Source organism: Micromonospora sp. WMMD1274, from assembly GCF_049179035.1.
GTDB lineage: Bacteria > Actinomycetota > Actinomycetes > Mycobacteriales > Micromonosporaceae > Micromonospora > Micromonospora tulbaghiae.
Genome location: NZ_JBMHMG010000001.1, coordinates 4,109,316 through 4,123,964 on the forward strand (window position 1 = coordinate 4,109,316; position 14,649 = coordinate 4,123,964).

Annotated in this window: 13 protein-coding genes, 1 tRNA gene and 1 pseudogene; 11 read left to right on the top strand and 4 right to left on the bottom strand. The window is 72.2% G+C overall.

Annotated elements, in window-relative coordinates:
- The first annotated feature begins 107 nt into the window (after window positions 1-107).
- Complete coding sequence (gene metG, locus ACN27D_RS19635) at window positions 108-1,910, top strand: methionine--tRNA ligase (protein WP_120573982.1); 1,803 nt, start codon at window positions 108-110, stop codon at window positions 1,908-1,910.
- 57 nt (window positions 1,911-1,967) lie between these two features.
- On the opposite strand, the gene ACN27D_RS19640 is transcribed toward metG, so the two are convergent.
- Both ACN27D_RS19640 and ACN27D_RS19645 read right to left on the bottom strand, forming a co-directional pair.
- On the bottom strand, window positions 1,968-2,819 hold the full coding sequence (locus tag ACN27D_RS19640) for an alpha/beta fold hydrolase (RefSeq protein ID WP_252452241.1): 852 nt from the start codon (window positions 2,817-2,819) through the stop codon (window positions 1,968-1,970).
- A gap of 61 nt (window positions 2,820-2,880) precedes the next feature.
- On the bottom strand, window positions 2,881-4,125 hold the full coding sequence (locus ACN27D_RS19645; RefSeq protein WP_421499683.1) for a hypothetical protein: 1,245 nt from the start codon (window positions 4,123-4,125) through the stop codon (window positions 2,881-2,883).
- Window positions 4,126-4,206: 81 nt separating this feature from the next.
- On the opposite strand from ACN27D_RS19645, the gene ACN27D_RS19650 reads away from it, so the two are divergent.
- From ACN27D_RS19650 to ACN27D_RS19675, 6 genes are all read left to right on the top strand, one after another.
- On the top strand, window positions 4,207-5,109 hold the full coding sequence (locus ACN27D_RS19650; protein WP_421501177.1) for a TatD family hydrolase: 903 nt from the start codon (window positions 4,207-4,209) through the stop codon (window positions 5,107-5,109).
- A gap of 13 nt (window positions 5,110-5,122) precedes the next feature.
- Window positions 5,123-5,992, top strand: a complete 870-nt coding sequence (rsmA, locus tag ACN27D_RS19655) for a 16S rRNA (adenine(1518)-N(6)/adenine(1519)-N(6))-dimethyltransferase RsmA (RefSeq protein WP_421499684.1) — start codon at window positions 5,123-5,125, stop codon at window positions 5,990-5,992.
- A gap of 86 nt (window positions 5,993-6,078) precedes the next feature.
- Complete coding sequence (locus tag ACN27D_RS19660; RefSeq protein WP_357798607.1) at window positions 6,079-7,032, top strand: 4-(cytidine 5'-diphospho)-2-C-methyl-D-erythritol kinase; 954 nt, start codon at window positions 6,079-6,081, stop codon at window positions 7,030-7,032.
- A 65-nt stretch (window positions 7,033-7,097) separates the two neighbouring features.
- Entirely contained in the window at window positions 7,098-8,897 is a 1,800-nt protein-coding gene (locus tag ACN27D_RS19665; RefSeq protein WP_350814579.1) for an ABC-F family ATP-binding cassette domain-containing protein, read from the top strand.
- A 97-nt stretch (window positions 8,898-8,994) separates the two neighbouring features.
- A complete protein-coding gene (locus tag ACN27D_RS19670; RefSeq protein WP_121686220.1) occupies window positions 8,995-9,450 on the top strand; it encodes a DUF4383 domain-containing protein in 456 nt (151 codons plus the stop codon).
- A 115-nt stretch (window positions 9,451-9,565) separates the two neighbouring features.
- Complete coding sequence (locus tag ACN27D_RS19675; RefSeq protein ID WP_121686221.1) at window positions 9,566-10,039, top strand: DUF4383 domain-containing protein; 474 nt, start codon at window positions 9,566-9,568, stop codon at window positions 10,037-10,039.
- A 34-nt stretch (window positions 10,040-10,073) separates the two neighbouring features.
- Here the strand turns inward: ACN27D_RS19675 and ACN27D_RS19680 are convergent, their stop codons facing one another.
- Window positions 10,074-10,700, bottom strand: a complete 627-nt coding sequence (locus tag ACN27D_RS19680; protein WP_421499685.1) for a TetR/AcrR family transcriptional regulator — start codon at window positions 10,698-10,700, stop codon at window positions 10,074-10,076.
- A gap of 107 nt (window positions 10,701-10,807) precedes the next feature.
- Between ACN27D_RS19680 and ACN27D_RS19685 the strand changes: the two genes are divergently transcribed.
- Window positions 10,808-11,266: an ester cyclase gene (locus tag ACN27D_RS19685; RefSeq protein WP_121686223.1), complete on the top strand. Its 459-nt coding sequence runs from the start codon at window positions 10,808-10,810 to the stop codon at window positions 11,264-11,266.
- A 34-nt stretch (window positions 11,267-11,300) separates the two neighbouring features.
- Here ACN27D_RS19685 and ACN27D_RS19690 read toward each other — a convergent pair whose 3' ends face one another.
- The gene (locus ACN27D_RS19690) at window positions 11,301-11,966 is read right to left on the bottom strand and encodes a TetR/AcrR family transcriptional regulator (protein WP_121686224.1); all 666 of its coding nucleotides are present in this window, start codon (window positions 11,964-11,966) and stop codon (window positions 11,301-11,303) included.
- A gap of 72 nt (window positions 11,967-12,038) precedes the next feature.
- Here ACN27D_RS19690 and ACN27D_RS19695 point away from each other — a divergent pair, with 72 nt between their 5' ends.
- The 3 genes and pseudogenes from ACN27D_RS19695 to glmU form a co-directional block, all read left to right on the top strand.
- The gene (locus ACN27D_RS19695) at window positions 12,039-12,899 is read left to right on the top strand and encodes a helix-turn-helix domain-containing protein (RefSeq protein WP_421499686.1); all 861 of its coding nucleotides are present in this window, start codon (window positions 12,039-12,041) and stop codon (window positions 12,897-12,899) included.
- A gap of 15 nt (window positions 12,900-12,914) precedes the next feature.
- Window positions 12,915-12,986 (top strand) — tRNA-Gln (locus ACN27D_RS19700).
- A 116-nt stretch (window positions 12,987-13,102) separates the two neighbouring features.
- A pseudogene (gene glmU, locus ACN27D_RS19705) lies at window positions 13,103-14,626 on the top strand (bifunctional UDP-N-acetylglucosamine diphosphorylase/glucosamine-1-phosphate N-acetyltransferase GlmU); the annotation flags it as partial.
- Window positions 14,627-14,649 lie beyond the last annotated feature (23 nt).

Consider the following 14,649-nt stretch of genomic DNA (forward strand, 5'->3'; position numbering starts at 1 on the left):
TTGTCGGGCAGCTCACGCCGCGTGTCGGCGACAAATCGGACGTACGGTCGGAGCGCACACCCCATTGGTTCGCGGCGCGCCCACGGCAATCACTAGGCTTGCTGCTCATGAGTCACGTTCTCGCCGCGGTCGCCTGGCCCTACGCCAACGGCCCGCGCCACATCGGCCACGTATCCGGATTCGGCGTTCCCTCCGACGTCTTCTCCCGGTACATGCGGATGGCCGGTCACGACGTGCTCATGGTTTCCGGCACCGACGAACACGGCACCCCGATCCAGGTGCAGGCCGACGCCGAGGGGGTCACCCCGCGCGAGCTGGCCGACCGCTACAACCGGGTGATCGCCGAGGACCTGCGCGCGCTCGGCCTGTCGTACGACCTGTTCACCCGCACCACCACGCGCAACCACTACGCGGTGGTGCAGGAGCTGTTCACCGGCCTGTACCGCAACGGCTACATCGTCCCGAAGGTCACCACCGGGGCGATCTCCCCGTCCACCGGCCGGACGCTGCCCGACCGCTACATCGAGGGCACCTGCCCGATCTGCGGCTACGACAGCGCACGCGGCGACCAGTGCGACAACTGCGGCAACCAGCTCGACCCGATCGACCTGATCGACCCCAAGTCGAAGATCAACGGGGAGACGCCGGAGTTCGTCGAGACCGAGCACTTCTTCCTCGACCTGCCCGCCCTGGCCGACGCGCTGCGGCAGTGGCTGGACACCCGCGAGGGCTGGCGCCCGAACGTGCTGCGGTTCTCCCGCAACCTCCTCGACGACCTCCAGCCCCGGGCCATCACCCGCGACCTGGAGTGGGGCGTGCCGATCCCGCTCGACGACTGGCGCGACCGCCCGGACAAGCGGATCTACGTCTGGTTCGACGCGGTCATCGGTTACCTGTCCGCGTCCATCGAGTGGGCCCGCCGCACCGGCGACCCGGAGGCCTGGCGCAAGTGGTGGTCCGCCGACGGCGAGGGGAAGGACGCCGTCTCGTACTACTTCATGGGCAAGGACAACATCGTCTTCCACTCGGTGATCTGGCCGGCGCTGCTCGGTGGCTACTCCGGTGCGGGCGCCCGCGACGGCGAGCCGGGCGAGCTGGGCCGGCTCAACCTGCCCACCGAGGTCGTCTCCAGCGAATACCTGACCATGGAGGGGCGGAAGTTCTCCTCCTCCCGCAAGGTGGTCATCTACGTCCGGGACTTCCTGGAGCGCTACGACGCCGACGCGCTGCGCTACTTCATCGCGGTGGCCGGGCCGGAGAGCAACGACACCGACTTCACCTGGGCCGAGTTCCTGCGCCGCAACAACGACGAGCTGGTCGCCGGCTGGGGCAACCTGGTCAACCGCTCGGTGTCGATGGCGGCGAAGAACTTCGGCGCGATCCCGCCGGTCGACCCGGCCGGGCTCACCGAGGCCGACCAGGCGCTGCTGGACACCGCGAAGGCCGGCTTCGCCACCGTCGGCGACCTGATCGCCCGGCACCGGCAGAAGCAGGCCATCGGCGAGGCCATGAAGGTCGTCGCCGAGGCCAACAAGTACCTCTCCGAGCAGGCGCCGTGGAAGCTCAAGGGCGAGGACGACAAGCCCCGCATGGGCACCATCCTGCACGTCGCGCTCCAGGTCGTCAGCGACGCCAACACGCTGCTGACCCCGTTCCTGCCGCACTCCGCGCAGAAGATCCACGAGCTGCTCGGCGGCACCGGCGTGCACGCGCCCATGCCGGTGATCGAGGAGGTCGACGACCTCGACGGCGGGCCGTCGTACCCGGTGCTGACCGGTGACTACACGGTCGGGGCGCGCTGGGAGTCCGTACCCCTGGAGGTGGGCCGGCCGCTCGCGGCGCCGAAGCCGGTGTTCCGCAAGCTCGACCCGTCCATCGTCGAGGAGGAGCTGGCCCGCCTGGCCGGCTGACCACGCACGCGTGACCGCGGCCCCGGGGAGACCCCGGGGCCGCGGTCGTCCGCCAGGTCAGGCCGTCGCCATGCTCGGCTTGCCGATGAACTCCATGATGGCCTTGTTGACCTCGGTGGGATGGGTCCACGGCGTGCCGTGCGGCGCACCCTTCAGCGTGACCAGCTTGGCGTCGGACAGCATGTTCACCAGCCGCTGGCCCGTCACCGGGTACGGCAGCACGTTGTCCTTGTCGCCCTGGATGATCAGCACCGGCACGTCGATGTTCGGCAGGTCACCGCGGAAGTCGGTCTGCCAGGCGTCCACCGAGTCGTGGGTGCCCTTGGCCGACGCCTGCGCGCCGATCTGCCAGTGCGCGTGGTACGCCTCGTCGCTGACCAGCTTCCCCCGGTTCTCGCTGGCGTTGAAGAACGCGTCGCAGAACTGGGTCAGGTAGGCGAACCGGTCCTGGATGATCGCCTTCTGGAACCCCTCGAACATGCTCTTGTCGACGCCCTCCGGGTCCTCGGGCGCCTTCAGCAGGTACGGCGCCAACGGGGCCATCATGACCGCCCGGTCCACCCGGTCCGACCCGTACGCGCCCAGGTAGCGGGTCACCTCACCGGTGCCCATGGAGTGCCCGACCAGGATGGCGTTGCGCAGGTCCAGCTCGGTCATCAACACGTCCAGGTCGGCGGCGAACGTGTCGTAGTCGTAGCCCATGGCCGGCTGGGCGGAGTTACCGAACCCACGCCGGTCGTACGTGATCACCCGGTACCCGGCGTTCAGCAGCGGACCACTCATCTTCTCCCAGGTCGCCCCGTTGAACGGGAAACCGTGGATCAGCACGACCGGCTGACCGGAACCGTGATCCTCGTAGTACAGGTCGATGGGTGCGGAGTTCTCCGTACCGACGGTGACGAAAGGCATGTCGGGATTCCCCCTCGCGCGGGTTTCTCGGACCCCCCACGCCTTCCCGACCTGCCCCCGTCTATTCGTGGCGGGCCGGATAGGGCAGGTCCACCACCCGGTCGTCGGTCAGCTCTCCGCCGGGCGCCCAGACCTCGTACACGCCGCGTTCCAGACACTGCGCGCCGGTCGCGGCCACCGCGTCCGGATCCGGGCGACGCAGCCGCAACCGCAGCCAGCCGCCCTCCTCCCGCAGCACCAGGCACGGCACGCCGCGCCACACCGCCGTGCGCACCCGCCGGGCCGCCGCCTCCACCGGGTACCGGGCCGCCCGGGTCATCGCCAGCACCCGGAACCCGCCCGGCTGGTCGGCCACCGCCTCGTACTCCGATCCGGCGTACGTGCCGACGAGCCGGGTGGAGCGCGGCGCGTCGCCGGTCGGCACGTACTCCTGGTCGGCGGCCAGACCGGGCACCGCGGCGAGCAGGTGCCGCCACTGCGGCCCGGCCAGGCGCAGCCAGCCCCGCTGCTCCGCCTGGTAGGTGTAGAGCACCACCTCCACCCCCTCGGCCGGGTAGGCCAGCAGCGTGGCGTTCGCCGGCATCGGCAGGTCGGCGAACTCGCGGGTGACGAACTCCGGTACGAGCTGCCCGTTGCTCGGCACGAACCCGGTGCCCAGCACCGGCGGCCCCAGCCGGTCCCGGGGCGGCAACGCCGTCAGCCCTCGGTGCGCCTCACCCACCGGCACGTCGTAGTCGGCCGGGTCGGCGGCCCGCCAGCGCAGCGCGTACGCCACGTCGCCGCCCTCCGAGTCGCCCCGCAGCACCGCCATCCCGGCCGGTGTCCGCAGGTGCGCCACGTCGTGCTCCCGGTAGCAGAAGCCGTGCGGCAGCCACCCGCGCACGTACCCGGCGAGCTGCCGGGCGGAGAGCACCTTCACCATCCGGGTGCCGGGCCGGATCACCGCCGACTCCCGCACCGCGGCGAGCGTCGGATCGGCCGCCGCGCCCGGCTGCTGGCTGAGCCGGTGCACGTACGCCCAGCCCCGGTCCCGATGCAATGGCATCAGCAGCGGTGCGTCCGTGTCGTCGGCCGGACCGGTGCCCCCGTGCACCGCGTCCACCTCGGTCGCGTGCACGAACCGGCGCCACGGACAGCCGCTGCCGGGCCGGGGGCACCACTCGAACCCGGGCGCCTCGTCGGCGCTGAACAACTCGTACGCCGCGCCCCGGGCGATCTCCTCGGCCGGGTGCACCCGGCCGGCGTACGTCACGTGCAACCCGGCCCGGTCGGAGGCGGGCCCGCCGGCCTGGTCGGTGACGGTCACTCCGGGACGCTAAGCCCGCCAGATGTGGGGCACGTGAACAGCCGGTGGCGGTCCGGGAACGCCGCACCGGGCCGGTGTGTGATGCTGGCCGCGATGACCGAGCAGACCGAGACCCGCAAGCAGCGCGCCGCCCGCCGGGCCGGGGAGTTCCCGCCCGCCCCCGAGCCGCTGCCCGTACCCGTGCTGGACAGCCACACCCACCTCGACATCACCGTCGGCGAGTTCGGCACGCCTCCCGGCGGCGCCCCCGGCGACGACCCGGTGGCCGCCGCGATCGACGTCGCCGCCCGGGCCGGCGTGGACCGGCTCGTCCAGGTCGGCGTGGACGTCGACTCGTCCCGGTGGGGCGCCGACGTCGCCGACAAGTACGCCCCGGTGCTCGCCACAGTCGCGCTGCACCCGAACGAGGCGCCCCGGCTGGCCGACCTGGACGAGGCGCTGCGCGAGATCGAGACGCTCGCCGGGCGGGACCGCGTCCGGGGGGTCGGCGAGACCGGCATGGACTTCTTCCGTACCGGCGACGAGGGGCGGGCCGCGCAGGAGGAGAGCTTCCGGGCGCACATCGCCATCGCCAAGCGGCACGGCAAGGCGCTCGTCATCCACGACCGGGACGCGCACGCCGACGTGCTGCGCATCGTCGACGACGAGGGCGCCCCGGACACCGTGGTCATGCACTGCTTCTCCGGCGACGCCGACTTCGCCCGCGAGTGCGTCCGGCGCGGCTTCCTGCTCAGCTTCGCCGGCACCGTCACGTTCGGCAGCGCCGCCGCGCTGCGCGAGGCCGCCGCCGTCACCCCGCCCGCGCAGATCCTCGTCGAGACCGACGCGCCCTACCTCACCCCGATGCCGTACCGGGGACGGCCCAACGCGTCGTACCTGATCCCGCTGACGGTCCGCTTCCTCGCCGAGACCACCGGCACCGACCTGGACGAACTCTGCGCCACCATCTCCGCGACCGGCGACCGCGCGTTCGGGCCGTGGTGAGAGGATGCCCGGCGTGACCGGACTCCTCGGCCCGGCGGAGATCCGGGAACTCGCCGCGCGCCTCGGCGTCACGCCGACCAAGAAGCTCGGCCAGAACTTCGTGCACGACCCGAACACCGTGCGCCGGATCGTCACCACCGCCGGGCTCACCCCGGACGACGTGGCGCTGGAGGTCGGCCCCGGGCTCGGCTCGCTCACGCTCGCCCTGCTCCCGGTCGCCGCGCACGTGCACGCGGTGGAACTCGACCCGGCGCTCGCCGCCGCGCTGCCGGAGACCGCCGCCCGCTTCGCCGGTACGGCCGCCGAGCGGCTCACCGTCCATCCGGCCGACGCGCTGCGGATCACCGCCGCCGACCTGGCCGGCCCGGCGCCGACCGCGCTGGTGGCGAACCTGCCCTACAACGTCGCCGTGCCGGTCGTGCTGCACCTGCTCGCCGAACTGCCCACGCTGCGCCACGGCCTGGTGATGGTGCAGAAGGAGGTCGCCGACCGCCTCGTCGCCGGTCCCGGCTCCAAGGTGTACGGCATCCCGTCGGTGAAACTCGCCTGGTACGCCCGCTCCCGCGCGGCCGGCAAGGTCCCGCCGAACGTGTTCTGGCCGGTGCCCAACGTCGACTCCGGCCTGGTCGCGTTCACCCGGCGGGAGCCGCCCCGGCCGGACGTACCCCGGAAGGCTGTCTTCGCGGTAATCGACGCCGCGTTCGCGCAGCGCCGCAAGACGCTGCGCGCCGCCCTGGCCGGCTGGGCCGGCGGCGCGGACCGGGCCGCCGCCGCGCTCACCGCCGCCGGTGTGGATCCGGGCGCACGGGGCGAATCGCTCACCGTCGAGCAGTTCGCCGCCATCGCCGCGTCGGCCCCGGACGCCCCCGGCGGCGAGCAGTAGGCTGGCGCCGTTGTCCGACCCCTCGCCGAGGAGCTGACCGTGCCGAAGCCGTTCGACATCCGCCCACGTCCGGTGGAGTCCACCCGGTGACCGAGGCATGGCGACCGGAGGACGAGGACGGGCAGCGGCGCGGGTCCAGCGGCCCGGTCAAGGTGCGGGTGCCCGCCAAGGTCAACCTGCATCTCGGTGTCGGGCCGCTGCGGCGTGACGGCTACCACGAGCTGAACACCGTCTACCACGCGATCTCCATCTACGACGAGCTGACCGCCCGTCGCGGCGACACGCTCACCCTCACCATGGAGGGCGAGGGCGCCGGAGAGCTGGCGCTGGACGACACGAACCTGGCGCTGCGCGCCGCGCACGCGCTCGCCGGCTACGCGGGCGTCGCCCCGCACGCCCGGCTGCACCTGCGCAAGCAGATCCCGCTCGCCGGCGGGCTGGCCGGCGGCAGCGCCGACGCCGCCGCCGCGCTGGTCGCCTGCGACACGCTCTGGGGCACCGGGCTGTCCCGCGACGAACTGGCCGGCATCGCCGCCGACCTCGGCTCCGACGTGCCGTTCCTCATCCACGGCGGCACCGCGCTCGGCACCGGCCGGGGCGAGGCGGTCAGCCCGGTGCTGGCCCGCCCCACCTCCTGGCACTGGGTGGTGGCGATCGCCGACGGCGGCCTGTCCACCCCGGCCGCGTACCGGGAACTGGACCGGCTGCGCGACGCCGGAGCCGCCGGCACGCCGCTGGGCAGCACCGACGCGCTGCTCGCCGCGCTGCGCCAGCGCGACCCGCGGGTGCTCGCCGCCACGCTCGGCAACGACCTCCAGGACGCCGCGCTGACCATGCGCCCGTCGCTGGCCGAGACGCTCAAGGCCGGCGAGGCGGCCGGCGCGCTCGCCGGCATCGTCTCCGGCTCCGGTCCCACCTGCGTCTTCCTCGCCACCGGCGAGGCCGACGCGGTCCGGATCGCCGCCGAGATCACCGCCGCCGGGGTGTGCCGGGAGGCCCGCGTCGCGCACGGCCCGGTCGCCGGCGCCCGCGTGGTCTGACGCCCCGTACCCTTGACTCAGGCGTCCCGGGCCCCCGGGACGCCTGAGTCGTGAAGGGTGGGTCAGTGGCCAACATCGTCAACCTGGACCGGGTGTCCAAGGGGTACGGCGCCGCCGGGCCGCTGCTCACCGACGTCTCGCTCGGCCTCGACGACGCCGACCGGGTCGGTGTGGTCGGCCTCAACGGCGCCGGCAAGTCGACGCTGCTGCGGCTGCTCACCCGCACCGAGGAACCCGACGACGGCCGCGTCACCCACCGCCGCGACCTGCGGGTGGCCTGGCTGCCGCAGCGCCTCGACCTGGCCCCCGACCTCACCGTGCGGGACGTGGTGCTCGGCACCGCCTGGCTCGGCGAGAGCATGGGCGCCGAGCACGAGTGGGCCGGCGACGCGGGGGTGCGCGCCATCCTCGACGGCCTCGGCATGCCCCACCTCGGCCTGGACACGCCGGTCGGCCCGATGTCCGGCGGGGAACGCCGCCGCGTCGCGCTCGCCGCGCTGCTGGTCCGCGACGCCGACCTGCTCGTCCTCGACGAGCCCACCAACCACCTCGACGTCGGCGGCGTCGACTGGCTCGCCCGGCACCTCGTCACCCGCAAGGGCGCGCTCGTCGTGGTCACCCACGACCGCTGGTTCCTCGACGCCGTCTGCACCAGCACCTGGGAGGTCGCCGACCAGACCGTCCGGGCGTACGAGGGCGGCTTCGCCGCGTGGACGCTGGCCCGCGTCGAGCGGCAACGCGTCGCCGCCGCCACCGAGGCCCGCCGGCAGAACCTGCTCCGCAAGGAGATCGCCTGGCTGCGCCGGGGCGCTCCGGCACGCACCTCCAAGCCCAAGTTCCGTATCGACGCCGCGAACGCGCTCATCGCCGACGTGCCGGAACCCCGCGACACCATGTCGCTGCAACGGCTCGCCACCGCCCGGCTCGGCAAGCAGGTGTACGACCTCGAACACGTGCGGCTGCACGCCGGCCCGAAGGAGATCCTGCACGACACCACCTGGCAGGTCGGTCCCGGCGACCGGGTGGCCATCCTCGGGCGCAACGGCGCCGGCAAGACCACCCTGCTGCGGATGCTCGCCGGGGTGACCGGCCCCGACGGCGGGCGCTTCGCCGCCGGGCAGACCGTCCGGCCGGCGTTCCTGTCCCAGGAACTCGCCGAACTCCCCGGCCACCTGCGCGTGCTGGAAGCCGTCGAGGAGGTGGCCCGGCGGGTGCAGTTCGGCGACCGGGAGATCAGCGCCTCCCAGCTCGCCGAGATCTTCGGCTTCGACGACCGGCGGCTCTGGACCCCGGTGAGCGACCTGTCCGGCGGCGAGCGCCGCCGCCTGCAGATGCTGCGGCTGCTCGCCGGGGAACCCAACGTGCTGCTGCTCGACGAGCCCACCAACGACCTGGACACCGACACGCTCGCCGCGCTGGAGGACCTGCTCGACTCGTGGCCCGGCACGATCGTGGTGGCCAGCCACGACCGCTACCTGATCGAGCGGGTCACCGACGTCGCGTACGGCATGTTCGGTGACGGCCGGCTGGTGCACCTGCCCGGCGGCGTCGACGAGTACCTGGCGCGCGCCGCCGCGGCCGGCGGCCCGGCGCCCGCCGACCTCACCCCGGCCACGGCGGCGCCGGCGCGCGAGGGCATGTCCGCCGCCGAGGTGCGCGTCGCGAAGAAGGAACTCAACCGGCTGGAACGGCAGATCGCCAAGCTGGAACAGAAGGAGGCGGGCCTGCACGAGCAGCTCGCCGCGAACGCCACCGACTACGCCCGGGTCGCCGAGCTGGACGCCCAGCTCAAGGAGGTACGGGCCGAGCGGGACCGCACCGAGGAGACCTGGCTGGCTCTCGCCGAGGAGCTTCCGGCCGGCTGACCTGCCGCCGGGGTGGGGGGTGTGCGGCGTCACTGACCGGCGTACGGGACAATCACCGGTGGAACCCTCGTCCGAACGGTCTTTTGGAGACGCAGAGATGGCCCACACCCCCGTCAACCACCCCGCGCGGCCGATCTACCGGGCGATCGGCGGGATCGTTGGTCTGTACTTCGTCGTCTTCGGCGGCCTCGGCATCATCGCCAGCGCCGGCAACGACTTCCTCGCCCAGGACGACACCAAGGTCCTCGGCCAGGGCACCAACATGGCGTTCTCGCTGCTGTCGGTGCTGTTCGGCGTCGTGATCCTGGTGGGCACCGCGATCGGCCGCAACCTCGACGTGGCGATCAACCAGTGGCTGGCCTACACGCTGATGGTGATCGGCCTGGCCGCGCTGGCGTTCCTCCAGACCGACGCCAACATCTTCAACTTCTCGATCATGACCGACGTCGTGGTCCTGACCCTGTCCCTGGTGCTCCTGATGGTCGGCATGTACGGCAAGGTCGGCTCCGACGACGAGCACGAGGCCTGGCAGAAGGCCCGCCTGGTGCTCTGATCCCGCCTCGTACCGAAGGCCCGGCGCGGCGCGCCGGGCCTTCGGTGTTTTCCGGACGCGCGCGGACACGTCAGGCGACAATTGCCCCGAATCAGTCACACGGCTGGAGGGCATCATGGCGCACTTCCCGGTGAACCACCCCGCGCGGCCGCTGTACCGGGTGCTGTCCGGGCTCATCGGCCTCTACATCCTGGTCTTCGGCGTCTTCGGCGTCTTCCAGACCTGGGGCGAGGGACTGTTCGGCCGGGATGGCGACTGGGCGCTCGGACTGCGCACCAACCTGGCCTTCTCGCTGGTCTCGGTGGTCTTCGGCGCGGTCCTGCTGGTCGGCGCGTCCCGCCGCGACAACCTCGGCCACTACATGAACCTCACCGCCGGGGTGGTCTTCCTGGTCACCGGCATCCTGATGATGTCGGTGCTCCAGACCTCGGCGAACTTCCTCAACTTCTCGATGTCGACTGTCATCGTGTCGCTGCTGTTCGGGCTGGTCCTGCTCGCCACCGGCCTGTACGACAAGGTCGGCACGCCCGAGCACGCCGAGGAGGAACGGCAGCGCCGCTACCACCCCATCGGGGAACGCTCTCGGTGACCGGCGCCCTCGTCGCCACGACGGGCGCCGCGGCTCATTGGAGGGTGGGGCGACCGCCGTCGGTCTGGTCGGTCCGCGGGTCGTGGAGCGCGCGAAGCGCGTCGAGTGCGACAGCGGTGAGAACGCCACGGCCGACACCGGCGCGGCCGAGCAACTCCATCCCCCGGGTGACCGCGACGAAGTAGACCGCCAGTGACTGCACGTTCGCGTCCTCCGGGAGATCCCCGTTCTCCCGGGCGTGTTCCAGGCATCCGGCGTAGACCCCGGCGAGCTGCTCGATGGCGGCCTTCGTGACGGTCGAGAGCGGGTCCTCCTCGCCTGTCGACTCGACGAGCGCGCGCGTGGTGAGTGAGACCCGCCGATCGCTGCTGCTGAACTCGATCGCCATGCGGAGCATGTGCCCCCGGATTCGTTCCAGCGGCGAAGCGCCGTCGTGCCCGAGTGCTTCCGAGACGGCGCGCGTCGCCTCCTCCCGATCCTCGGAGAGGGCCCGGAGGAACAGTTCCCGCTTCCCGCCGAAGGCGTTGTAGAGGCTCTGCTTGCCCAGGCCGGTCGCCCGCACCAGGTCGTCGAGGGTCGCGGCGGCGAGGCCGTGCACGGCGAACACCTCGCTGGCGCTGCTGACGACATCGCTCTCGACGAACTTGCGGGGACGGGGCACGGGGGAAGCCTACGTTATTGACCATCCGGTCAAAAACTTGCTAGCGTGGGCGGCGCACATCGACGAGAACTGTTCCCGCGGTGGCACGACAATCGAGGACGGGCCGAATGAAGAGCAACGAAGAGATCGTTCGCGAGGCGTACCGGCTGGCGGAAGGGGATGTCCTCGACGGGCCCGGCTTCCGCGCCCTGTTCACCGAGGACGGAACGTTCAACGACATGCCCAACGGGCTGACATTCCGCGGAGACCAGATTCCGCAGGCGCTGACCGGCTTCGCCGGCGTCTTTCCCGACGTCCACCGCGAACTGCTCGACGTGCATGCTCTCGGTGACGTCGTCGCCGTCGAACTACGAATTCAGGGCACCCACCTCGGCGGTTTCCCCACGCCGGCCGGCGAGATCCCGCCGACCGGCAACCGGATCGACGTGCCGACCGCTGATCTCTGGCATCTGCGGGACGGAAAGATCGAAAGGTTCGACTGCTACAACGCGGCGAACGTGCTGCTCGCCCAGATCGGTGCCGGCCCCGACTTCGACTCGGCGATCGCGGCCGCCGCGGGGGCGTAGTGCCATCACCGCACCGCACGGCCGAGGATCCGGCTCACGTCCCGATCGGCCCCGGCTTCGAGGCCAGGTGCGACAACCCGTTCCAGGCCAGATTCACCAGGTGCGCCGCCACCGTCTCCTTGCGCGGCTTGCGCACCTCCAGCCACCAGCGGCCGGTCAGCGCCACCATGCCCACCAGCGCCTGCGAGTAGAGCTCCGCCAGCTTCGGGTCGTACCCCCGGATGGAGAACTCGCCCGCCAGGATGTGCTCCACCTGGTGCGCCACGTCGTTCATCACGCTGCTGAAGTTGCCCGTCGCGGACATCAGCGGGGACTCCCGGACCAGCACCCGGAAGCCGCTGGTCTCCTCCTCGATGTAGGTCAGCAACGTCAACGCGGCCTGCTCCAGCAACTCCCTCGGATGACCTGCGGTCAGCGCCGTGGTGATCCGGTCCAGCAGCGAGCGGACCTCCCGGTCCACCACCACCGCGTAGAGCCCCTCCTTCCCGCCGAAGTGCTCGTAGACCACCGGCTTGGAGACCTTGGCGCGCGCCGCGATCTCCTCGATCGAGGTCGCGTCGAAACCCTTCTCGGCGAAGATCTGCCGGGCGATCGAGATCAGCTGCTCGCGCCGCTGCGTCGCGGACATCCGTACCCGGGAGGGCTTCGTCGCCGGCACGGGCCGCCGACGGGTGCGGTCGTTGCCGGAAACGTCGGTCACCCGTCCATCCTGCCAGGCGCGACGCTCGCGGTCAGACCGGCCGCTGTCGTACGCACGTTCTAATCTGTGTCGGTGACCGACCCCCTCGCCGCCGAGGCGCGGCGCCTACGTGTGGACGAGCAGCTCTCCGTCGCCGAGATCCGGGTTCGCCTGGGCGTCGGCCGCGACCGGGTGTACGCGCTGCTGCGCGGCATCCCGCCGCCGGAGTGGACCCGCCGGCCGCGAGCCCGCGACGACGCCCGTGCCGAGGCCCTGCGGCTGCGCACGGCGGGCCGGTCGGTAAACGAGATCGCGGCGCGGCTCGGGGTGGCGAAGTCGACCGCCTACCAGTGGGTGCGGCACCTGCCGCTGGACCCGGACGACGAGACGGCCGAGCGGCGCCGCGAGCACTCGAAGGCGATGACGGAGGCGCGCTGGAGCGCGTACCGGGAGACGCGGGACGCCGCGCGGACCGCGGAGCACGCCCGCGCCGCCGGTGTGGTCGGCGGTCTCGGCGAGCGGGACCTGCTGATGCTCGGTGCCGCGATCTACTGGTGCGAGGGAGCCAAGTCCAAGCCCTGGCGTCGGGCGGTGACGATCCAGTTCGTCAACAGCGATCCGGGTTTGCTGGCCCTCTTCCTCCGGTTCCTGGAAGTCTGCGGCGTGGACCGGACGGTGCCGACCTACCGGGTGAGCATCCACGAGTCGGCGGACGCCGAGGCTGCGGTGCGCTGGTGGGTGGGGCGGCTCGGGCTGCCCGCGGAGAGGTTCCGCCGCACGGTGCTCAAGCGGCACAACCCGACGACGGTACGGCGGAACACCGGCGACACCTATCACGGCTGCCTCGTGATCACTGTGCCCCGCAGCCGCGAGCTCTACTGGCGGATCGAAGGTATGATCGCCGAGCTGTTCCGGATTGCGGACGAGGCGCAGGGGAAAGATGTCGCTCCGTAGGTCTTGACATGGCGATGGGGTGTGGGGTAACGGCAACCCGCAGGCCTTTGGAGCCTTGAGCTCCTGGTTCGAATCCAGGCACCCCAGCTCATTCGTCGGATCGCTCGCGAGCGGACGGCGTTTGTGTGGCCGGATGCGAATTGTGGCGAGCCGCGTGGTTAGCATGACCGCGAGACTGTCGCCGTCCCGACGGGAGCCACGTCGTGTCCCAGCCCCACCTCCGCACCGTTGTCGTGCTCGCCGCCGGTGAGGGCAAGCGGATGAAGTCGTCCCTGCCCAAGGTGCTGCACCCGCTGCTCGGCCGTACCCTGCTCGGTCACGTCCTCGCCGCGGCCGGCCCGCTGGGCGCGGACCGCACCGTGGTCGTGGTCGGCCACGGCGCCGACCAGGTCCGGGAGCACCTGACCGAGGTCGCCCCGGGTGCCACGCCCGTGCTCCAGGAGCGCCAGCTCGGCACCGGGCACGCGGTCCGCATCGCGCTGGACGCGGTGCCGGACGCCACCGGCACCGTGGTGGTGATCAACGGGGACGTGCCGCTGCTGCGGCCGGAGACGGTCCAGGCGCTGGTCGAGGCGCACGAGGACGCCGCCGCCGCGGCGACGGTGCTCGCCGCCGAGGTGCCCGACCCGACCGGCCTGGGCCGGATCGTGCGGGACGTGCAGGGGCAACTGGAGCAGATCGTCGAGGAGCGCGACGCCACCCCGCAGCAGCGCGCGCTGCGGGAGATCAACGCGGGCATCTACGCGTTCGACGCGGCTCGACTGCGGGAGGCGCTGGGCAAGCTCTCCACCGACAACGACCAGGGCGAGGAGTACCTGACCGACGTCTTCGCGCTGCTGCGCGACGCCGGTGAGCCGGTGGCTGTGCACTGCGCCGCCGACCACGTGGAGACGCTCGGCTGCAACGACCGGGTCGAGCTGGCCGCGCTGCGCCGCCTGCTGCGGGACCGGGTGAACGAGGGCTGGATGCGGACCGGGGTCAGCATCCTCGACCCCCACACCACCTGGATCGACGTGACGGTGACCGTCGAGCGGGACGCGGTGATCGACCAGAACACCCAGCTCCAGGGCGCCACGACGGTCGGCGAGGGCGCGCTCGTCGGCCCGGACACCACGCTCGCGGACACGGTGGTGGGCGCGGGCGCGAGCATCGTGCGCAGCCACGCGCTCGGTGCCGAGGTGGGGCCGCAGGCGAGCGTCGGCCCGTACGCGTACCTGCGGCCGGAGTCGCGGCTGGGCCGCAAGGCGAAGGTCGGCACGTTCGTGGAGACCAAGAAGGCGTCGATCGGTGACGGGTCGAAGGTGCCGCACCTGTCGTACGTGGGCGACGCGACGATCGGTGAGCACAGCAACATCGGCGCGGCGACCGTCTTCGTCAACTACGACGGGGTACGCAAGCACCACACCACCATCGGCAGTCACGCGCGTACCGGGGCGGACAACATGTTCGTGGCGCCGGTGCGGGTGGGCGACGGGGCGTACACCGCTGCGGGTTCGGTGATCACCGGGGACGTGCCGCCGGGTGCGATGGCGGTGGCGCGGGGTCAGCAGCGCAACGTGGAGGGCTGGGTGCTGCGTAAGCGGGCCGGCACGGACGCCGCGGAGGCGGCGCGGCGGGCCGGTGAGGGTGCGTCGGACACGGGCGGCGCCGCAAGCGAAGGTGACTGACTCCACGGCGGCCGCCGGGCCGTGGGTGGATCGCTGAACCGGGGGCATACTGCAACCGAACAGTCCCCGGCCCACCGCCGCCG